Origin of the sequence: Streptomyces sp. NPDC005761 (genome assembly GCF_040630635.1) — a bacterium.
Classification (GTDB): domain Bacteria; phylum Actinomycetota; class Actinomycetes; order Streptomycetales; family Streptomycetaceae; genus Streptomyces.
Window position 1 is genome coordinate 63,434 of sequence record NZ_JBEXXX010000026.1, and the last position, 22,019, is coordinate 85,452.

The window sequence follows — 22,019 nt, forward strand, 5'->3', positions numbered from 1 at the left end:
ACTCCTCCGGGGAGCCGACCCTACTGTGTGCCGGTGCCGCCCCGGCCCTCCTCCAGGGCCGCCGTGTCCAATGCCGCCGTGAGCCGGTCGAGGCGCTCGCGAAGTTCGCTGATCTCATCGAGGCCGAAGCCCGTCGCGGCGGCGATCCGGCGCGGCACGAGGAGCGCCTGGTCGCGCAGGGCCGTGCCCTCGTCCGTGAGGTGCACCTGTACCGACCGCTCGTCCCGGGCGCTCCGCTCACGCCGCACGAGACCCGCCGCCTCCAGCCGCTTCAGCAGCGGCGACAGCGTGCCGGAATCCAGCCGCAGGTGCTGCCCCAGCGCTTTCACCGGGAGTTCGCCGTGCTCCCAGAGGACCAGCATCACGAGGTACTGGGGATAGGTCAGACCCAGATCCTTCAGGAGGACCCGGTAGACGCTGCCGAAGGCGCGCGAGGCGGCGTTCAGGGAGAAGCAGATCTGCTGGTCGAGGCGGAGATAGTCGGCCTCGGGCGGGGCCTGGCGGGCGGGGCTGGGCGTGGCGGTCATGGATTCAGCATAACGCCGCACCCCCCATTTGATTGTGCACAACTGAGTTGTGTGATTCACTTCAGGGAAGCGGCGGACACCCGCCGCGCAACCCTTCGAGAGGAACGGTTTCCATGGAATCGATCTACACCGCCGTCGCCACCGCCACCCACGGCCGTGACGGCCGCGCAGTGAGCTCCGACGGCGCGCTGGACCTGCAGCTGGCCATCCCGGTGGAGATGGGGGGTAACGGCAAGGGCACGAACCCTGAGCAGCTGTTCGCCGCCGGATACGCCGCGTGCTTCGCCAGCGCCCTGGGGCTCGTGGGCCGTCAGGCCAAGGTCGATGTCACCGACGCCGCCGTGACGGGAGAGGTCGGCATCGGCAAGCAGGGCGAAGGCTTCGGCCTCGCCGTCACGCTGCGCGTGGAGCTGCCCGGATCCGTCGACGAGGCCACCGGTCGCAAGCTGGTGGAGCAGGCCCACCAGGTCTGCCCGTACTCGAACGCGACCCGCGGCAACATCCCGGTCGAGCTCGTCATCGAGTAGCCGAGGCGCCGCGCGGGGGACGGGCGGACACGGGGACGTCGTGCCGCACCCCTCGCCCGGGGGAAGGGCCCCGGGACTCAGCCAGGGAGAGAGAGCCGCCTGGACACGCGAATCGCCGAGGACAACAGCCCGTCGCGGACACGGACGGACCGGTACATCCGGTCCGACCGGAAGGAAATCCCCAAGGACCCGACCTGATCGCCGCTGTATACGGGCACCGCGATACAGGTGGTGCCCCGGGCGTACTCTTCGCGGTCCATGACCAGCGGTGCCGCCGACGGGGCGTCCAGCTGCCGGAGCAGCTCCTCCCGGTGGGTGATGGTCCGGGGGGTGAGCCCGGTCAGGGAGTGCCGCGACAGGTACTCGGCCCGCGCCTCCTCGTCCAGCTCCCGCAGCACGCTCTTGCCCAGTGCCGTCGCATGACCGGCGTCCTCGAAACCCACCCAGAGGTCCACCCGCGGGGTCCTGGCACTGTCGACGATCTCCATGACCCGGATCTCGCCCTCCTCGTACAGAGTCAGGTAGACAGCGGCCGACAGATCGTTCCGCAGAGCCGTGAGAAGGGGGCGGACGCGCTCGTGCAACTCGTGGCCCGCGCGCATCGCACCCGATGCCGTGCCCGCGTCGGCGAGGACGTACGCCCCGTCGCCCAGGTCCGTCACGAACCCGTCCCGGCTCAGCGCGGACAGCAGCTCACGGACCGTGACCAGCGGAAGCCCTGCCTCCCGGGCCAGCTGTTGCGCGGTGACCCCACGCCCGTGCGCCCCGACGGCCTCCAGCAGGCGGAGCGCACGTCTGACGGCCGCGACAGGATCAGGGCCGGCTTGGTCAGCCATGCCCCCAAGCATCACCCCGGGACCCGGGTGCGGCAACGCGTCCCGCTCGGTACCCCTCCCACCCGGAGGCCGACGGACCGCCCGAAGGGATGGCGGTGCCGGCCGCACCCCGGATCGCGGCTGCAGCTGCGAGGGCCGTCCGCCCGAGGGCCGTCGGCGGCCGGATGGCCGGATGGCCGGCGCCGGCCGCCGGGCATAGCCTGCGAAAACGCAGTTTCGTCAGCCACCCCACATGGTTGAAGGGTCAAGGAACTTGAGCGCCAACGGTGACGGACAAGAACCCCGGGGACCCGGAGCCGGGCCCGATCCGGAGGCCAGACCCGCGTTCCGTCCCTACCACCACCCCGCGGCGGGCTGGGGCGCGGCCAAGGGCGTGAGCCGCTTCCTGGTACGCGAGGGCGCACTGGTGAACGGCGCGCGGGCGCTCACACGGATGAACCATGAGCACACGGGGTTCGACTGCCCCGGCTGCGCGTGGCCCGACACCAAGGGCCTGCGCCTGGACATCTGCGAGAACGGCATCAAGCACGTCACCTGGGAGATGACCCGGAAGCGGGTCGGACGCGAGTTCTTCGCCGCCCATTCGGTGACCGAGTTGTCCGGGTGGAGCGACCACGACCTGGAGGACCAGGGCCGCTTGACCGAGCCCATGGTGTACGACCCCGGGTCTGACCACTACGTGCCCATCAGCTGGAAGGACGCCTTCGAACTGACCGGGCGGGCCCTGCGCGAGCTGGACGACCCGAATCAGGCGGCGTTCTACACCTCGGGGCGGCTCGGCAACGAGGCGACATTCCTGTACCAGCTGATGGCCCGCGAGCTGGGCACGAACAATCTGCCGGACTGTTCCAACATGTGTCATGAGGCGAGCGGCCGCGCCCTCCAGGCGTCCCTGGGCACGGTCAAGGGGACCGTCGACCTCAAGGACTGGGAGTCGGCCGACGCCTTGTTCATCCTGGGGGTCAACGCCGCCTCCAACGCGCCGCGGATGCTCACCGCACTGGTCGACGCCCACGACCGCGGCGCCCGGATCGTGCACGTCAACCCCCTGGTCGAGGCGGCCGCGACGCGCACCATCGTCCCGCACGACTTCGTGGACATGGCGCTGGTCAAGCCGACCCGGACCAGCAGTCTGAATCTGCAGCCGCGCATCGGCGGCGACATGGCCCTGTTGCGCGGCATGGCCAAGGCGATCCTGGAGCAGTCCCTCACCGACCCCAAGGCGCTGGACCAGGAGTTCATCGACCGCCACACCGCCGGCTTCGAGGACTACCGCACGGTGTGCGGGGCCACGCCGTGGGAGGAGATCGAGACGCAGTCCGGCCTGGGCCGAGCCGACATCCTGCGGGCGGCACGCGTGTACCGCGAGGCCGACCGCTCCATCGTCAGCTGGTGCCTGGGACTCACCCAGCACGAGCACGGCGTGGACACCGTGCGTGAGATCGTCAACCTGTTGCTGCTCCGCGGCAACCTGGGCCGCGAAGGTGCGGGCCCCTGCCCCGTACGAGGACACAGCAACGTGCAGGGCAATCGCACCTGCGGCGTCGATCACCGCCCCTCGGACGCGTTCCTGGACCGCCTCGCCGAGGCCTGCGGCATCGACCCGCCCCGCGAGCACGGCCTGGACACCGTCCGGACCGTCCGGGCGATGCACGACGGCGGGGTGAAGGTCTTCGTCGCCATGGGCGGCAACTTCGCCCTTGCCGCGCCCGACACCCCGTACACCTGCGAGGCACTGCGCGCCTGCGACCTCACCGTCCAGGTGAGCACCAAGCTGAACCGCAGCCATGTCGTCCACGGCAGGCGGGCGCTGATCCTCCCGTGTCTGGGCCGTAGCGAGAAGGACCATCAGCGCACGGGGATCCAGAGCACGTCCGTCGAGGACTCGATGAGCATGGTCCATCTGTCGACCGGCATGAAACGGCCCGCGTCCCCGCATCTGCTGTCCGAACCAGCCATCGTCGCCGGCATGGCGCGCGCCGCCCTCCCGACCAGTGCCACGCCGTGGCACTGGTACATCGAGGACTACGACCGCGTCCGGGACACCATGGCCCGGGCGCTCGACGGCTTCGAGGACTTCAACCGCCGGGTACGCCTGCCCCTCGGCTTCCGGATCAGGCAGCCCGCCCGCGAGCTGGTCTTCCGCACCCCCTCCGGACGCGCCGAGTTCTCGGCCGCCGCCCTGCCCGACGTCGTCCCCGCCGCGGGCACCCTGGCCCTGGGGACCATGCGGTCGCACGACCAGTGGAACACCACCATCTACTCCGACAACGACCGCTACCGCGGCATCAAGAACCTGCGCACGCTCGTCTTCATGAACCGGGCCGACATGCGCGAGCGCGGCATCGACGACCTCGGCCCCGTCGACATCACGAGCACCGCGAAGGACGGCAGCCGCCGGTCGCTCAACGGCTACCTGGCGATCCCCTACGACATCCCTCGCGGCTGCGCGGCCGGCTACATGCCGGAGATGAACGTGCTGTGCGCACTGAGCGACTTCAGCACCCAGAGCGACCAGCCGATCATGAAGCACGTCAAGGTCACCATCGACCCCGCCGCCTGAGCAAAGGACCCGCCCGCGACGCACGTTCGACGTGGGCGAGTGGTGCCGGTGCGCCCCACGCGCCAGGGGACCGCGTCAACCACCGGACAAGCGGGCAGGGTTGGGCGCACGAACAGACTTCGAGATCCAAGGCATTCCACAACGACACCCCGCGATTTAGGTTAGGCTAAGCTAAATTATTACTAGCGGGGCGGGCAGAAAATGAGACCGGTCGTCACAGAGCAGGCGGGCCCGGGCTCGTTCACCGGCTCCACGGAATCGCGGGACGCGGCGGTCGTCGTCGTCAAGTTCGGCGGTAACGCCATGGTCGACGCCGGTCTCCAGCGGTCGTTCGCGCGGGACGTCGTGGACCTGTGGCACGCAGGCCTGCGCCCTGTCGTCGTCCACGGCGGCGGACCCCAGATCAGCGCGATGCTCGACCGGCTCGGCCTGGAGACCCGCTTCGAGGCGGGCCTGCGGGTGACCACGGCGGAAACCATGGAAGTGGTGCGCATGGTGCTGTCCGGCGGGGTCCAGCGGGAGCTCGTCGGCCAGATCAACGCCCACGGCCCCTTCGCCGTGGGCATGACGGGTGAGGACGCGCACACGATGACGGCGGTCCGGCGGCCGGCCTACGTGGACGGCCGCCCGGTCGACATCGGTCTCGTCGGGGACATCGTGGCCGTGAACCCGGGCATGGTGCGCACACTCCTGGAGCAGGGACACATCCCCGTCCTCTCCCCCGTGGCCCGGGGTGACGACGGTCAGGTCTACAACGTCAACGCGGACCTGGCGGCGTCGGCCCTGGCCGTGGCCCTCGAGGCGGAACGACTGGTGGTCCTCACCGACGTGGAGGGGCTGTACGCGGACTGGCCGCACAGCACCGAGGTGATCGGGCAGCTGACGGCCGACGCACTGGAGGAACTGCTGCCGGGGCTGGCGAGCGGCATGCTCCCGAAGATGGAGGGGTGCCTGCGGGCCGTCCGCGGCGGCGTACGCCGGGCGCAGGTCCTCGACGGCAGGGTGCCACATGCGGTACTGCGTGGCGCCCTCGGCGAGGACGGCCCCGGCACCACCGTGATCCCCGGTGCCACCGTGGTGCCCGGAACCGGTGGGGACCATGCCATGAGCGGCGTGTGACCAGCGGCGGGGCCCGCCACACTCCGGCCCTGCCGGGCGCGGACGCGGCAGCCCGCCCACGCCCCGGGTGCGCCGCGCACGAGGCAGCACCTTCCGGAGCGGGGACTGCGAGTCGGGCCGGAACCGATCAGGCGTCCGCGGACACCACGAGGCTCCGGGGCCGGAGGTCGGTCCAGTTGGTCTCGACGAACTCCAGGCACGCCTCCCGGGTGTTCTCCTCGAAGGCGATCACCCAGCCCCCGGGCACTGCCACGAAGGACGGCCACAGCGAGTGCTGCCCCTCGTCGTTCACCAGGACCAGAAACCGGCCGTCGGGGTCGTCGAACGGGTTGGTGCTCATGCGTCAGGTCCTCCTCGGGTCCGACGGGCCGGTGACAGCCGCGTCGAGCGTGTACATCCGCACGCCGGGCCGGCCGTCGCGCCTCCCCGGGAACGGGCCCGGAGAGCTCGTTCGAGTGAGTGGCCGGGGATGGAAGAGGAGACCCACCTTAGGTTAGGCTCCCCTAATTAGACGGAGCTTAGCCCGTAACCCTCCCCTCCCACAAGGAGACGTTCATGCCCCCGGTGACCGAACGCATCCGCACCGAGAACGACTTCGCCGCGTTCGGACTGCCCGCCACGCCCGGTACCGGCGAGTTCTGGGCAGCGGCGCGGGCGCCGGCGTCGGTGCCCGCCGAGGGCGGAGGCTGGGTCACCCTGTTCCTCTGGCGTGGTTCCCCGGCGCACATCGGTTTCGAGAGCTGGTCGGAGCCGGTCCCGCTGCGCCGGTGGCGCGACACGGACTGCTGGTATGCCGCCGTTCCCATGCCCGAACGGCTGCGGGTGACCTACCGGTTCCTCGTGGACGAGGCGCCGCACGCGGATCCTTTCAATCCCGCCGGTGCCGGCATGGACCGTTCCGTCGCGGCGACCCCGGACGCCCCCGCCCAGCCGCACTGGCCCGCCGTCGGCGCCGATGACGTGCTCCCCGTACCGAGCACGCGGCTGCGCTGGAACAGCGAACGGCTCGGCGGGCGGCGCACGGTCCGTGTCCACCCGGTGGGCGGCGGTGGGCCGGTGGTGCTGCTGCTGGACGGGGACGACTGGCTCTACCTGCATCCGGCCATGACCGCGTTCGACTCGGCCGTCGCCGAGGGCGAGATGCCGCCCGTCACGCTCGTCTTCCTGCCGGCCAAGGACCGGGCAGCCGAGTTCGCGGTGGGATCCGGGCTGTGGGAGGCGATCCGCGACGAACTGCTGCCGCTGGTCGCGGCGTCGGGAGTGCCCGCGGATCCGGGCCGGCTGGTGGTGGCCGGGCAGAGCCTCGGCGGGCTGAGCGCGGTGAACGCGGCGCTGGAGCATCCGGAGCTGGTCTCCCGGGTCGCCTGCCAGTCGGGCTCGTTCTGGTGGACACCGGGCGCCCTGGACCTGGCGGACCCCTTGGGCGGCCCGCCGGGCGGCACCGTGGCCGCGCTGCTGCGCAGACGCCCCGACCTGAGCGGGCTGCGGGTCGCGTTCGACGTCGGGGAGCACGAGACGCGGATGCTGCCCCACTGCCGGCCGGTCGAGACCCTGACCGCAGAGGCGGGTGCGACGGTGCGGGTGTCACGGTCGGCGTCCGGCCACGACCGCGCGGGCTGGCGGCACGCCCTGCTCAGGGACGTCGCCTGGGCCCTCGGCTAGGTTCGAGCGGGATCACGGCTCCAGGGACGCCAACGGCGAAGTGGTAAGGCTCATCCGCTCGTTGCCCTCCGGTGGACCTGGCGTTCGGCGAACTCCCCCTGTAGCGAGTCACGGCGGCGATCCACACCGACAACTCCCCCGCCCTCGCCGTCCTCGCCGAATCCGGCTTCGTGCGCGAAGGCACCGACCGCGCCGCCTGTCTCCATCGCGGACGACGCCACGATCTTGCCGTGCTCCCGCTGCTCCGCCCCGACTGGGAGGAGTTGCCCCGCCCTCGCGCCTGGGACGCCTGAAGAGCGGGCCGCGCCTGCCCGGCACCCGGGCCGGGTCCGGTACGACTCCCTCAGGAGCGGAGTCGCCCGCCGCTCACCTCGCCACCGCCAGGCAGTAGGCCCCGTCGGTGGCAAGGAGGTTGCGATGGGTGTCCTCGGCCGTGATGACCCCCTCGTCCAGGACGAGCACCCGGTCGGCCGCGTCCAGGACGGCCGGGCTGCTGGTGATCACGACAGTGGTGCGGCCCCGGCGCAGCTTCACGAGGTTGCGCGCGATCAGCTGCTCGGTGACCGCGTCGACGGCCGTGGTCGGATCGTGCAGCACCAGCACATCCGTGTCGGCCGCCAGAGCGCGGGCCAGGGACAGCCGTTGGCGCTGCCCCCCGGACAGGTTCGCACCGCGGTCACGGACGCCGTGGTCCAGCCCGGTGCGGTGCAGGGCGACCACGTCGGTCAGCATGGACGCCTCGACGGCCTCGGGCACCATCCGGCTGGTGCCCGACGGATCGATGTTCGTGCGCAGGGTGCCGGCGAAGATCTCCCCGTCGTACGGGTTCACCAGCATGTGCTCACGGACCGCCTCGACCGACAGGTCCGCGATCTCCTGCCCGCTGATCCGTACCGTTCCCTCGTAGGCGTGCGGCGGAACGCTGACGGCCAGGACCGAGGCGAAGTCGGCTGCCGCGCGCGGCTGGTAGGCGGTGATCGCCACGAACTCTCCCGCGGCCACCCGGAACTTCAGCCCGCGCAGCGTTCCGTGGCGGACGCCGTCGATCTCCAGGTCCCCGCCCGCCGCCGGGCGCCGCGGCCCCGGAGCCGCTACCGGCGGCGCCGCCAGTACCAGGGCCATCCGCTCGGCCGACGCGCGCGCCATCATCACGTACTTCGGCATCTCCGAGAACATCTTCAGCGGTTCCATGATGAACTGCGCGAGGCCCACCGCCATGACGAGTTCCCCGATGGTGATCCGGCCGGCGAAGGCCAGCCATCCGGCCGTGAGGGTGACGGCGGCGGCCAGGACCGCGTTGAGGGCCTGCGCGGCGCCGGCGTACGCGCCGTTCACTCTGGCGACGGTGATCGCCTGGTGCCTCGCCTCCGTGCTGACCTTGCGGTAGGACACGAACGCCGCGTGGTTGCCGCCGAATCCGTGCAGCGGGCGCAGGCCTGTGATCAGGTCGGCGACCTTCGCGCCGGCCCGCGCCACCCGGGCCTGCTGTTCCTGGGTACTGGCGCCGATCCGCTTGGACATCACGCTCAGGATCGTCAGGATCACGACGGTGCCCATGATCACGAGCAGGCCGAGCCGGACGTCCGCCAGACCGAGCGCGACCGCCGCGACCAGGACCGCGACCAGCGAGCTGATCAGCAGCGGCACCACCTCGATGATGTCGGCGGTGGAGTCGGCGTCCTCGGTGGCAATGGTCAGCACCTCGCCGGACTTCAGATCGATGTCCCTGTCCACCGGCTGGAGTCCGCACTCCGCGACCTGCACCCGCCAGCGGTGTGCCTCGGTCGTGTTGGCCTTCTGCAGGATGCGCATCCCGAACCGCCACGACAGGGACACGGTCGTGATGATCACGGCCAGTGCCCCGATCGACACCGCGAGGGAGCCGGGGCTCCGGTCCTGCAGTGTGTGCTCGACGATCAGGCCGAGGGCGATGGGGAAGGCGGTCTCGCCGGCCTGGTACAGGCCCATGAGGACGGTGCCCCAGGCCATGGCACCGAGATTGCGGCGCAGGGCGGTGCGCAGGATCCCGGCTCCTCGCAGGGGCCGGTGGGGGTCAGGAGTTCGCATCGAGGTGACCGGCAATCGCTTCGGGGGTTCGCAGGGTGAGCAGGTCGCGGATCGTGATGACCGGACCGTACTCCCGGCGGAGCAGTCCGATCAGACGCACCGCCAGCATGGAGTGGCCACCGAGGGACACGAAGTCGCTGACCGCACTGACCTCGTCGTCGTCCAGGTCCAGTGCCTCGGCGAAGAACTCGCACACGGTGATCTCGGTGTCGGTCTCCGGTGCCCGTTCGGCCACCGTGGTCAGTACGCCCAGCGGCCGGGCCTCCGGCAGCGCCTTGGTGTCGGCCTTCCCGTTCACCGTCAGCGGGATGCGATCGACCTGCGCGTAGTGCGTGGGGCGCAGGAAGTCCGGCAGCGCGGCACCCACTTCGGCGGCGACGGAGGCCAGGTCCGAGCCGTCGAGCACGAGGTAGGCGGCAAGCCGGAACGCCCCGTCGACCTGCGGGTCGGGCTGGGCGACCGCGGCGGCGAACCGTACCGCCGGGTGCGCGGCGAACGCGGCCTCGACCTCGCCCGGTTCGACACGGTGCCCACGGATCTTGACCTGCTGGTCGGTGCGGCCCAGGTACGTCAGGTTGCCGTCGGGCCGCCGGAGAACCAGATCTCCGGTGCGGTACATGCGCTCGCCCGGGTCCCCGAACGGGCAGGCGACGAATCGGTGGGCCGTCTGGGCGGGCTGTCCGAGGTAGCCGCGCGCGATGCCCACGCCCGATACGTACAGTTCGCCGGGCACTCCGTCCGGCAGGGGACGCAGCCACGGGTCCAGCACGTACACCTCGGTGTTGTCGATCGCGACGCCGACCACCGGGTCCTCGCACTCGAAGGTGCCGACACCGAGGGTGTTGATGGTGTACTCGGTGGGCCCGTACAGGTTGTAGCCGGCTGTGCCCCCGGTCTCCGTGAGCCGCTGCCACAGGGCCGGGGTGACCGCCTCTCCGCCCAGCAGCACGAGCGCGGGGCGCCGCTCGGCGTGGTCGAGCAGCCCCTCGGCCACCAGTTGCTGCGCGTACGTCGGGGTCACGTTGATCACGTCGATCCCGTGCTCCAGGCAGTACTCGACCAGCCGGGGCGCGTCGCGGCGCAGTTCCTCGTCGCAGATGTGCACCTCATGGCCGTCGGCGAGCCACAACAGTTCCTCCCACGACATGTCGAAGGCGAACGACACCGTGTGCGCGATCCTGAAGACCCGGTTCCCGTGCTCCGCCAGCACCGGCTCGAAGATCCGGCGCTGGTGGTTGATCAGCATGTTGGTGAGCCCGGCGTACTCGGTCACCACGCCCTTGGGCTTTCCGGTGGATCCGGAGGTGAAGATCGTGTACGCGGGGTGCCGCAGCCGGTCCGGATCCTGCGGAGCGAACGTACGGAAAGGCTCCGCCTCGGGCAGCGGACGGTCGAGCTCGATCAGCTCACCGGTCAGCCGGGGCGACACCGCGCCCACCGTGAGGATCACGTCCGGGCAGGCGGCTTCGACGATCGCGGCGATGCGCTCGTCCGGGTGGTCGAGCTCCAGCGGTACATAGGCGGCACCGACGCGAAGTACGGCGAACAGCGCCACGATCGAGTCCAGGGAACGCGGGATCGCGAGCGCCACGGTCCGCTCCGGTCCGATACCGCGACCGGCCAGCACACCCGCCACCGCACGGCTGCGGTCGCGGAGCTGGGCGAAGGTCATGGCCGAACCGTCGGCGACGAGCGCGACGCGCTGCGGGTCGCGGTCCGCCGCCCGGTCGAACCGGTCGACGACCGTGTCCGTGCCGACGTCCGTACGAGCGGCGGGTGCCGGCAGTGAACCCGCCCCGCGCAGGGCTCCGACCGGACCGGCCGACCTGGCCATGTCCTCCAGCACCCGCAGGTAGCCGTCGAGGAGGCGGCGGGCCCCCGCGGGGTCGTCGTCACGGTGCTCCAGCTTGACGGTGAGCCGCTCGCCGGGCGTGACGACCCAGGTGAACGGGTAGTGGGTCGAGTCGTCGGCCTGCACCGAGGTGATGCCGTGCCTGGCGTTCATCTCGGCGAACGCGTCCAGGTCCAGGAAGTTCTGGAGCACGAACAGGTTGTCGAACAATGTGTCGTGTCCACTGGCCCGTTGGATCTCGCCGAGGCCCAGGTGCTCGTGTTCCATCGCCTCGACCCGGGCCCTCTGGACGGACGTCAGGTAGTCGCCGACCGTGTCGTCCGGCCGGGCCCGCGTCCACATGGGCACGGTGTTGAGCAGCACGCCGACGATGCCGGACAGGCCCTCGCCCTCACGGCCGGAGACGGTCACACCGAACACCGCGTCGCCGCGGCCGGTGTGCGCGCCGAGCAGGAGGCCGAACGCCCCGGTCAGGACCGTGTTCAGCGTGACACCGTGCGCCTTGGCCGCGCCCCGCAGCAGGTCTGACAGCTCGGCGGACATCGTGTGCACGAGCGCCCGGGGCAGTTCGTCCGTCACGGCCGGCCGCGCCCCGGCGAGCAGGGTCGCTCCGGTGAGGCCCTCCAGGTGCTCCGCCCAGAAGCGTTCCGCCACGGCTGGGTCCTTGGCGTCGAGTGCGCGGGCGTAGTCCTCGAACCCCGGCGAAAGCGGGGTGGCGTCCAGGGGTTCGCCCGCGAGGAGGGCCCGGTATGCCTCGAACAGGTCCCGCAGCAGGATCTCGCGGGACCAGCCGTCCCAGAGCAGGAGGTGGTAGCTGAGCAGCAGGCCGTCGCGGTCGCCGGGCAGACGCACCACGGTCAGCCGGATCAGCGGTGGCTCATCCGGGTCGAACCCGGTCTCGCGGTCCGTGGCGCGCAGGGCGTCGGCCTCGGCGTCCGTAGTGAGGTGAACGGTACGGACATCCACGCGCCGGCCCGCCTTGAGGACCTGGACCGGGTTTCCGCGGTCGTCGGTCGTGAAGCCTGCGCCCACGACCGGGTGACGGGCGATCACGTACGCCATAGCCTCGGCCAGCGCGCCGGTGTCCAGGCGCCGGTCGAAGGTGAAGTAGCTCTGCGCGACGTAGTGTCCGGCCGTGCCCGCCAGCTGGGCCTGGAAGTACAGGCCGCGCTGGAGAGGGGTGACGGGCGCGGTGCGCTCGGCCGTCGTTGAGGCGTCGGCGATGCGTTCCAGCGCGGCGCGCCAGTGCGCGGTGATCTCGTCGGGGATGCCGTCGGCGAGGGTGAAGGACGCTTGCAGGCTCCCGGTGGCGTCGTCGGTCCAGGCGTTGACCTCGACGGCGTACGGGCTGCCCTCCTCCGCGCCGGAGATGTGCGGCACCTGGGATTCGCCGCTCCGGCCGAGGTAGTTGAACAGCACCTGCGGGCGGGCGGTCAGCAGGGGTGCCGTCTGCGGGTTGAGGTACCTGAGCCGGCCGTAGGCGACGTGGCCGTCCTCGTCCGGCTGGCGCTGGGCGACCTCGCGCGCCGCCTCGACCGGGTCGGTGTGCGCGGTGAGCCGCACGGGGGCGATGGAGGTGAACCAGCCGACCGTGCGGGTGTAGTCGTGGTGTTCCAGTGCCGGGACCCGGCCGTGCCGTTCGAGGTCGATCGCGAGATCGGTGGGCGAAGGCTGGACCCGGGTCAGCGCCGTACGCAGTGCGCCGCACAGCAGCTCGGTGAGACCGATGCCGAGTGCGGCGGGTGCGGTGCGTGTCACCCGGTCGCTCACGGCGGGCGCGAGCACGACGGCGGTCTCGCGCAGGCCCTCGGCCGGGGGCAGCGGGGTGGGCGCCCCGAGCGTGGTGATCCAGTGGCCGAGCCCGGTCACCTGGGCGGACCGGGCGCTCGTCGCTTCCGCGTACTCGCCGTAGGACGTGGTCGGCGGCGCCAGGGCCCCGCCGCTCAGGGCGGTGGCCAGGTCGTCGAGGAGGATGAGCCAGGACACCGCGTCGACGGCCAGGTGGTGCACGGTGACCACGAGGGTCCGGCTCTCCCGCATCCAGGAGAACGCGATGACGTCCCCGCTCCCGGGATTCAGGCGTCCGGCCGCTTCGTTCGCGGCGGCCGTCGCGTCGTCCGTGTCCGTCCGGAGGACGGTGACCTCACGGCGGGGTTCGGTGTGCAGGGCCCACACGCCGTGCTCGACGTGCAGCCGCAGCCGCAGGACCGGGTGCGCGGCCACGACGGCGTTCGCTGCGCGTTCGACATCGGCCGCCGACGCGCCCTCGGGCACCACCAGGGACCTCGCCTGGGCGAACCGGGCGAGCGAGCCGCCCAGTTCCCGCCGGCGCAGCATGATCGGCGTCGCGGGCAACGGACCGTCGGCGCGACGGACGGGCCCGGCGGCGGTCTGCGGTGTACGCGCCTCCAGTTGTTCGGCGAGGGCTCGCGGCGTCCTCAGCAGGAAGACGTCCCGTGGTGCGACCGGCAGTCCGAGGGCCCGGGCCCGGTTGATCACGGTGATGGCGAGGATGCTGTCCCCGCCCGCCATGAAGAAGTCGGTGTCGGCGTGCGCGTCGGAGCCGCGCAGCGTCTCACGGAAGACACCCACCAGTGCCGCGAGCGCGGAGCCGTTGAGCGCCTCGGGGAGGGAGTCGGTCCCGGCTTGCTCGGTCAGGGCCTTACGGTCCAGTTTTCCGTTGACCGTCAGCGGCAGCGCTTCGACCGATCGCACCAGGCCCGGCACCATGTGCGCGGGCAGTTTCGCGGTGAGAAGGCCGTTGAGGTCGCCGGGAACCCGGCCCACGACGTGCGCGACCAGATGATCGCCGCTCTCCGCCGCGGTGACGGCCACGTCGACCACGCCGTCGAGCTCCCTGATCGCGGACTCCACCTCGCCGAGCTCGATCCTGAATCCCTTGAGCTGGACCTGGTCGTCGGCGCGGCCCGCGAACTCCAGCTCGCCGTCCAGCGTGCGCCGGGCGAGGTCCCCCGTGTGGTACATGCGGGAGCCGTCGCCCGCGAACGGATCGGCCACGAACCTGCCCGCGGTGAGCCCCGGCCTGCCGAGGTAGCCGAGCGACACCTGATCGCCCGCCACGTAGATGGCACCCACGCGGCCGGGCGGCACCGGCCGGAGCCGGTCGTCGAGGAGATAGGTGTACAGGCCGGGGATCGGACCGCCGATCGGGCTGGCGCCGGCGACGAGGTCCCCGTCGGTGAGCACCCGGTGGGTGACGTGGACGGTGGTCTCGGTGATGCCGTACATGTTGACCAGCTCGGGCGAGCCCGTGCCGTACCGCTCGACCCAGCCGCGCAGCCGCGCGGGGTCCAGCGCCTCGCCGCCGAAGATGATCCGCCGCAGCGAGGAGGCGGGTTCGCCGGCATGCCGGTCCGCCTCGATGAACTGGTAGAACGCCGACGGGGTCTGGTTGAGCACGGTGACTCCGCGCTCCCGGACCAGACGGTGGAAGTCGACCGGGGAACGGGTGAGCGCGTAGTCCGGAACGAGCAGCTCCGCACCGTGCGCCAGCGCACCCCACAGCTCCCAGACGGCGAAGTCGAAGGAGTAGGAGTGGAACTGGACCCAGACGTCCCGGGGGCCGAAGTCCATGTCGGCCCGGGTGTTCGCGAGCAGCGCCACGACGGAGGCGTGCGGGACGACGACGCCCTTGGGCCGGCCGGTCGACCCGGATGTGTAGATCACGTACGCGGGGTCGTCCGGACCCGGTCCCGCGGACTCCGGAACCGGCCGGTCCGCAGGTGGCAGTTCGTCCCCGAGCACGAGCACGCGGGCCCCCACGCCCGCCCGGGTCAGCAGTTCCGTGAAGCGCTCGTACTGATCGCGGTCGACGAGAACGGCCTGCGGTGCGGCATCGGCCAGTATGTACACGAGCCGTTCGTCCGGATACGCCAGGTCAAGCGGTACGTACGCACCACCCGCGGTGACGATGGCGACCAGGGCGAGCACCTGTTCCAGGGAGCGTGGGACGGCGACGGCGACCCGTCCGCCCGGCCCGACGCCGGACTCGCGCAGCGCCTGGGCCAACTCGTCCTTCGCCGAGGCCAGTTCGCCGTACGTGAGTGAGCTGCTGCGACCGTCGAGGGCGCACTGGGTGACGGCGACGGCGGCCGGGTCGCGCAGTGCGGCGGCGTCGAACAGCGCGCCCAGCGTCGTCGGGGGTACTGGCGCGGGGCGCCGGTCGTCGGCCGGCAGCTCTGCCACCAGCGCGTCGGGCCGGGTGAGCAGGGTGGTCAGCGTACGGGTGAATGTGTGCAGGATCGCCGCGGCGCTCGCTTCCCGGAGCAGTGCGCCGTCGTAGATCAGGTTGAAGCGCGGCCGGCCGTCGTGTGCGCGTTCCACCACCAGCGTGAGCGGGTAGTGCGGAGCCCCCTCGTTCACGATGCCGGTGATGACCAGTTCGTCGGCGGGGCCGCGCAGAGCAGCCACGTCGGTCGCGACATCGAACACGACCAGGGTGTCGAAGCGGGCAGCGGCTCCCGTCAGCCGGCCGATCCTCGCCAGCGAGACGTGCTGGTGCGGCAGCACCGCGCTCTGGTGTTCCCGCACCGAGGCGAGCAGGCCCGAGGCCGTCGTCGTACCGGCCCACCGCGCACGTACGGGGATGGTGTTGATGAACAGGCCCACCATGTCGGCGATGCCGGGCACATCCGCGTCGCGCCCCGACACGGTCGAGCCGAACACGACGTCGTCGCTGTGCAGGATCCCGCCGAGCGTCACGGCCCAGGCGCTGTGCACCGCCACGCTCAGGGGGACGCCGGCCCCCCGGGCGGCCGTGTCGATGTCGTCAGCCGGTTCCACGGACGTGTCGGCGAACCGGTCGGACGGGGTGTGCCCCTCGGCGACCAGGGAGGGGCCGGGCAGACCTGCCAGCTGCTCGCGCCAGACGCGGTCGCTCTCGTCGTCGTCGCGTCCGGCGAGCCAGTGCACGTAGTCCGGGAAGCCCCCGGTCCGGTACGCGGTCCCGGGCCGGTGGTACTCGGCCAGCAGCGTACGGAGCATCGGCGGCACCGACCAGCCGTCGGCGATGATGTGGTGCACGGTCTGCACCAGCACGTTCCCGCCGGCACCGTCGCGAATGAGCGTGTAACGCATCAGCGGGCCGGTGGCCAGGTCGAACCCGGCGCGGCGGTCCTGCTCGGCGTGGTCGCGGATCCCGGCCTCGGTGATGCCGGGCCGGTCGAGCGTGGTGAAGGGGGCCTCGGCGCCACTCTCGAGTACGGAGACCACGCGGCCGTCGGCGAGGGCCACGAACCGGGCGGCGAGGTTCGGGTACAGCGTGAGCAGCCGGGTGGCCGCCGCCGCGAGCCGTTCGGCGTTCACCTCGCCGTCCAGTGTGAGCAGTTGCTGCTCCACATAGCTGCCCGCCGAGTCGTCGTCGAAGACCGAGTGGAAGTAGAGGCCCTCCTGCAACGGGGTCAACGGCAGGATGTCGCACAGCCCGGGGCCGTCCAGTGCGTCGACATCGGTCTGGGTGAGCGGCAGCGGGGCGAAGTCGCTGGGCGAGTGGCCGCCCTGTTCGAGCCCGGCCAGTCCGGTCAGCGCCTCCCTCAGGTACTCACCGATGACCGTGATGTCCTCGTCGGTGAACATGCCGTCGGGCCAGGAGATGGTGGCGGTCAGCCGGTACCCGCCGCCGGCGGCCGGTTCGGTGATGAGGTTGAACTCCAGGGCACGCGGAAGGCGCATCCTCGGGTCGCGCTTCTCGCCCAGCTGTCCCGTGGTGCCCGCGAGCTGCCAGTCGCCGGAGGCGTCCGAATCGAAGCGGCCCAGGTAGTTGAACAGCACCTGGGGGGCGGGCCCGTCGAACCGGGAGTCGCTCAGGTACCGCAGGGCACCGTAGGAGACTCCGTTGCTCGGTACGCGTGCGAGGTCCTCCTTGACCGCCTTCAGCGCGGCGGCCAGATACGCGGGCGAGGTGAACGAGGCGGCGGTGCCGGGGTCGACGGTCACGGGGAAGAGCGTGGTGAACCAGCCCACGGTCCGCGAGAGTTCCGGCTCGAAGCCGGCGGCGTCCGCGACGAAACGTCCTTCGCGTCCGTGGCCCTCCAGTTCGATGTGGGCGAACGTCTGGTCCTGACCGAGGTCACGGCGCCACCGGGCGAGGGCTACGGCGAGCGCGGTCAGGAGTACGTCGTTGACGCCCGCGTGGAACTTCGCGGGGATCTCGCCGAGCAGCGCCGACGTGATCCCGGGCGCGACGGAAACGGTCCGCTCCCGCTCGTGGGCCACCGTGTCCGCCCCGGACAGGGCGCGTCTGCCCAGGGGCCTGTCCACGCCCGGCAGGGGCCGCTCGAAGCAGGCGCGGTCCGCGTCGAAGTCAGTACGTCCGAGCAGTTCGGTCCAGCGCCGGAACGATGTGCCCACCGGGGGAAGTTCGACCGGTGCACCCGCCGCGGACTGCCGCCACGCCGTGGCGAGGTCCTCCATCAGGATGCGCCAGGAGACCCCGTCGACGACCACGTGGTGGATGACCACGACCAGTTGCCGGGCCTCGCGGCGCCAGACGGCGCGCAGCATGACGCCGTTGTCCGGATCGAGCCCGTCGGTGGCGAGCCGGACGCAGGAGTCCAGGGGCCGGCCGCTCTCCTGCCACCCTGCGACGGCTTCGTCCGCCTCCGGTATGTCGAAGCTCCAGCGCTCCCCGCGCACCAGCCTGGCCCGCAGCATGTCGTGCCGCCGGACCAGGGCGGTGAGGATCTCGTCGAGGGCTTCGGCGGTCAGGTCCGGCGGGGTGTTCAGCACCACCGACTGCACGAATCCGTCGACCGCGTCGGTGGTCCCACCGAGCCACTGGACGATGGGCGAGCCCACGACGGGCCCGGTCGCCACGTCGTCGTCCTCCATCGTGGACACGTCCTCGCGGCTCGCGACCGCGGCGAGGGCGCCGACGACACCATGGGCGAAGATCTGGCCTGCCGTGACGTGGAGACCGGCATCCCGCAGCGCGCTCAGCAGGGAGATCGCCAGGATGCTGTCCCCTCCGAGCCGGAAGAAGTCCTGGTCGACGCCGACCTCGTCGAGCCGCAGCACCGCGGCGACGGCCGCGCAGACCACACGCTCGTTCTCGGTGGCGGGCGCGAGTACCGGTCCGGCCGATGTCACGGGCTCCGGCAGCGCGGCGCGGTCGAGCTTGCCGTTGGCGGTGAGTGGGAACTCCTTCATCACGACCATGTGGGCGGGCACCATGTACTCCACCATGTGCGCGGCGGCCCACACCCTGACCTCGTCGGCGTGCAGGTCCTCGCGCCCGGCGGCCGGGATCACGTACCCCACGAGGTAGGTGCCGCCCGCCGTGTTCTTCCTGGCGACCACGCAGCTGTGGCGCACCCCGGGGTGCTCGGCGAGACCGGCTTCGACGTCCTCGATCTCCAGGCGCATCCCCCGGATCTTGATCTGGTTGTCGGCCCGCCCGAGGAAGTCCAGTGAGCCGTCCGGGGCGAACCGGGCGAGGTCACCGGTCCGGTACAGCCGGGATCCGTCGGCCGCGAACGGGTTCGCCACGAAACGGGATGCGGTCAGGGCGGGCGCGTTGACATATCCACGGCCCAGGAGGAAGCCGCCGACATACAGTTCGCCGCCGGCCCCGACCGGGACGGGGCGCAGCTCGTCGTCCAGTACGTACAGCTGGGTGTTGGGGTTGGCCTTGCCGATCGATGTCGACAGGCGTTCCGCCGCGCCCCGGTAGATGACGTGCGAGACGCCGATGGTCGTCTCGGCGGGGCCGTAACCGTGGTACATGGGAATGTCCAGGCGGGTACGGAAGCGCTCGTAGAGTTCGGGGGTCAGCACCTCGCCGCCGCACCACACATGGCGCAGGCTGTTCAGCCGCCCGGAGTCCCCCGCGATCTCCAGCAGGACGTCCAGCATGGAGGACACCAGGTACGTGAAGGTGACGCGCTGCTCGGCGATCACGCTCAGCAGGTGGTGCGGGTCGCGTTCACCGCCGGGCCGCAGGACCACCAGCCGGCCGCCGCACACCAGGGGCAGGAAGATCTCGTTGATGGAGATGTCGAAGGAGAGCGGTGCCTTGAACAGCGACGCGTCGTCGTGGCCGAAGTGCAGGATCTCGTCGACCTGCCACAACAGGCGCTCGGCTATCGCCTCGTGGCGGATCATCGCGCCCTTGGGCCGGCCGGTCGAGCCGGATGTGAAGATCACGTAGGCCAGGGCGGGCCCGGGAACGGCGACCTCGGGGCCGTCGGCGGGACGGGAGGCGAACCTCCAGTCACCGAGGTCGACGGCGACGGCCTCCGGCTCACCCGGTTCGTTCTCGCCCGAACCGTTGAGCTGGAGCACGGCCCGGGCGTCCTCGATGACGACGGCCCGGCGCGCGGCGGGCCACAGCGGATCGAGCGGGACGAACGCGCATCCCGCCTGGAGGACCCCGAGCAGCCCGATGACCATGTCGGCGCTGCGGCCCAGCGAGATTCCCACGACCTGCTCGGCGGTGAGTCCGCGTTCGATCAGGTGATGGGCCAACTGGCCGGCGTGCGCGGCTGCCTGCCGGTAGGTCAGCGAGCGGTGCTCGTCCACGATCGCGACGGCGTCCGGGCGTGTGCGTACCTGCTCGTGGAACATCTCCACGATGGTGGGGCGGACGCGGCCTGCCCCGGTGTCGTTCCACCGGGCCAGGGCCTCGATCCGTGCGGCGGCCCCGGAGGGGCCGATGGTCCCGAGGGGCCGGTCGGGGAAGTCGGCGAGGTCGTCCAGGGCCAGCTGAGCCTCGGCCCGGGAGACACCCTCGGGGACGGAGATGGTGCCTGCGTCCATATCGGTCTCCCAACCGGCCCCCGCGGTACCGCCGTTGCCGGCCCATCCGAGGACATCGGCGAACAGGGTGCCGGGGGTGAGGTCCATTCCCTCGGGGCTCCGTCCCGTCGCCCAGTAGGAGAGGCCGATGGCACACGCGGTGATGATGGTGCGATCACTGTGGTCACCGGTTCGCCGGCGCAGGCCGGCCAGGCCCTTTTCGGGAAGCAGTACGAGACGAGCGCCCGGTTCCATCATCGAAGACTCCGCTTCCCATCCGAGGTATTCAACTTAGCCTAGCCTAACTAAGGTTCACCTAACTACCTTCACGCCAGGCCTGCCACAAACGTGCGTACCGGCCCCCCAGAGCCACGAGTTCCTCGTGCGTCCCCTGCTCCACGACCCGCCCCGCGTCAAGCACGGCGATCCGATCGGCGGCCATCGCCTGCGTCAGCCGGTGCGCGACGAACAGCGTCGTCCGGCCCGCACACGCGGCCAGCACGCCCCGCTCCAGCTCTGCGGCGCCCTCACTGCCGGCCTCCGCCGTCGACTCGTCCAGCACCACGACCGGAGACCGGGCCAGCACCAGCCGCGCCAGGGCGATCTGGGCGACCTTGGTGACGTCCAGGCGCTCGCCGCCCTCGCCGACCAGGGTCCGCAGTCCGTCCGGCAGCGCCTCGGCCCACGCTCCCGCGCCGACCGTCCGCAACGCGTCCGTCAGCTCCGCGTCGGTCGCCTCCGGTGCGGCGAGCCGCAGATCGTCGGCGAGCGGACCGGAGAACACGTGCGTCTCCTGCGTCAGGATGCTCACCAGGGCCCGAGCCCCGGCCTCGTCAAGACCGGCGAGATCGTTCGGTCCGATCCGCACCGATCCGGCCTGCGGGATCCCGATGCCCGCGATCAGGGCGGCGAGCGTCGACTTCCCCGCGCCCGTGGCCCCCACCAGAGCGAGGGAACCGCCGGCGGGGATCGTCAGGCTGACGTCCCTGAGAACCGGGTCCTCGGCATCGGGATAGCTGAACGTCAGACCCTCCACCGTCACTTGGTACGGCGCCGAGTCGGCGGGCGCCACGTTGGTGTCGCCCACCAGGCGGTCCTCCGCGTCCTCCCCCAGCACGCCGACCAGCCGGGTCAGGCTCGCGCCCGACTTCTGCGCCTCGTCGAACGTGAACATGATGGCGCCGAGCGGAGTGAACAGCCGGTGGAACATCAGCGGAGCGGCCGAGACCTCACCGAGGGTGGCCGCGTCGCCCTCCAGCAGGGCGTAGCCGACCAGAAGGATCAGGACCAGTCCGATGAACTCGGCACGGTTCTCCCGGCCGACGAAGCGGCCGAAGAACCGGAACACCTCGATGCCGAGCTCCCGCACCCGCCACGACTCGCTCGTGACCTTTTCCCGGAACGCGCCCTCCAGGCGGTAGGCCCGGACCGTTTCGATTCCGTTCAGGCCGCTGATCAGCGCCTGGGCCCGGTCGGCCTGCGCGGCCCGCTGCTTGCGGTAGAGCGGTGCGGACCGGGGGAGGTACCAGCGCAGCGCGAGTGCGTACGCGGGGAGGGCTCCGGCGCCGGCCAGGCCGAGCCGCCAGTCCAGACCGAACATGCCGGCCGTCGCGATGGCGACGAGTACCCCCGCCGTGAACACGGTGGGAATGGCCGATCGGATGCCCCGGGACAGCACGGCCACGTCGTCGCCGACCCGGGACAGCACGTCTCCCCGGCCGACCTGCTCGATCCGCGCGCTGGGCATCCCGAGGACCGCACGGACGGCAGCTTCGCGCAGCCGGGCGAGCAGATCCGCGCCGAGCCGCCCGATCAGGTACGTCGACCCCGCGGTGGCCGCCGCCCCGAGCAGCGCGGCAGCCACCATCAGCGCCCCGATCCGGACGAGGAGCGACCGCGGTTCACCCTCGACCACCCCGTCGACCACCTGGCCGAGCAGGAGGACCGGGAGCACCTGGAGCGCCGCGCCGGCCACCGTGGTGATCACGGTGGCCGCCGTCAGCCACGGCACCTCGCGGCAGCGGGCCGTGATCCACCGGGTGGCCTCACCCCCGGTGGCGGTGCGCAGCGTCGCCGGGGCGGCGCGGGTGCCGGTGGTGCTCACACGCGGGC

The 22,019-nt window shown here is 71.6% G+C and carries 10 protein-coding genes; 4 read left to right on the plus strand and 6 right to left on the minus strand.

What is annotated here, in order from left to right; translation table 11 throughout:
* Window positions 1–20: 20 nt before the first annotated feature.
* Window positions 21–527: a MarR family transcriptional regulator gene (locus ABZ434_RS22990; protein ID WP_359139867.1), complete on the minus strand. Its 507-nt coding sequence runs from the start codon at window positions 525–527 to the stop codon at window positions 21–23.
* A 113-nt stretch (window positions 528–640) separates the two neighbouring features.
* On the opposite strand from ABZ434_RS22990, the gene ABZ434_RS22995 reads away from it, so the two are divergent.
* On the plus strand, window positions 641–1,054 hold the full coding sequence (locus ABZ434_RS22995) for an organic hydroperoxide resistance protein (RefSeq protein WP_359139870.1): 414 nt from the start codon (window positions 641–643) through the stop codon (window positions 1,052–1,054).
* Window positions 1,055–1,131: 77 nt separating this feature from the next.
* Here ABZ434_RS22995 and ABZ434_RS23000 read toward each other — a convergent pair whose 3' ends face one another.
* Window positions 1,132–1,890, minus strand: a complete 759-nt coding sequence (locus ABZ434_RS23000) for an IclR family transcriptional regulator C-terminal domain-containing protein (RefSeq protein ID WP_359139875.1) — start codon at window positions 1,888–1,890, stop codon at window positions 1,132–1,134.
* Window positions 1,891–2,122: 232 nt separating this feature from the next.
* Here ABZ434_RS23000 and ABZ434_RS23005 point away from each other — a divergent pair, with 232 nt between their 5' ends.
* Both ABZ434_RS23005 and argB read left to right on the plus strand, forming a co-directional pair.
* Entirely contained in the window at window positions 2,123–4,453 is a 2,331-nt protein-coding gene (locus ABZ434_RS23005) for an FdhF/YdeP family oxidoreductase (protein WP_359139878.1), read from the plus strand.
* Window positions 4,454–4,654: 201 nt separating this feature from the next.
* Entirely contained in the window at window positions 4,655–5,572 is a 918-nt protein-coding gene (gene argB / locus ABZ434_RS23010; protein ID WP_359139881.1) for an acetylglutamate kinase, read from the plus strand.
* Window positions 5,573–5,699: 127 nt separating this feature from the next.
* Here the strand turns inward: argB and ABZ434_RS23015 are convergent, their stop codons facing one another.
* Window positions 5,700–5,912 (minus strand): MbtH family protein, encoded by a 213-nt coding sequence (locus ABZ434_RS23015; protein ID WP_359139884.1) that lies wholly within the window; start codon window positions 5,910–5,912, stop codon window positions 5,700–5,702.
* A 215-nt stretch (window positions 5,913–6,127) separates the two neighbouring features.
* On the opposite strand from ABZ434_RS23015, the gene ABZ434_RS23020 reads away from it, so the two are divergent.
* Window positions 6,128–7,234 (plus strand): alpha/beta hydrolase-fold protein, encoded by a 1,107-nt coding sequence (locus ABZ434_RS23020; protein WP_359139887.1) that lies wholly within the window; start codon window positions 6,128–6,130, stop codon window positions 7,232–7,234.
* Window positions 7,235–7,600: 366 nt separating this feature from the next.
* Here ABZ434_RS23020 and ABZ434_RS23025 read toward each other — a convergent pair whose 3' ends face one another.
* Genes ABZ434_RS23025 through ABZ434_RS23035 form a run of 3 tightly spaced genes read right to left on the minus strand, consistent with a single transcriptional unit; the run spans window position 7,601 to window position 22,011 of the window.
* Window positions 7,601–9,301: an ABC transporter ATP-binding protein gene (locus ABZ434_RS23025; RefSeq protein WP_359139890.1), complete on the minus strand. Its 1,701-nt coding sequence runs from the start codon at window positions 9,299–9,301 to the stop codon at window positions 7,601–7,603.
* On the minus strand, window positions 9,288–20,165 hold the full coding sequence (locus ABZ434_RS23030; protein ID WP_359139893.1) for an amino acid adenylation domain-containing protein: 10,878 nt from the start codon (window positions 20,163–20,165) through the stop codon (window positions 9,288–9,290). Before ABZ434_RS23030 ends, ABZ434_RS23025 begins: the two co-directional genes overlap by 14 nt.
* A 58-nt stretch (window positions 20,166–20,223) precedes the next feature.
* Window positions 20,224–22,011, minus strand: a complete 1,788-nt coding sequence (locus ABZ434_RS23035) for an ABC transporter ATP-binding protein (RefSeq protein ID WP_359139896.1) — start codon at window positions 22,009–22,011, stop codon at window positions 20,224–20,226.
* Between the last annotated feature and the right edge of the window lie 8 nt (window positions 22,012–22,019).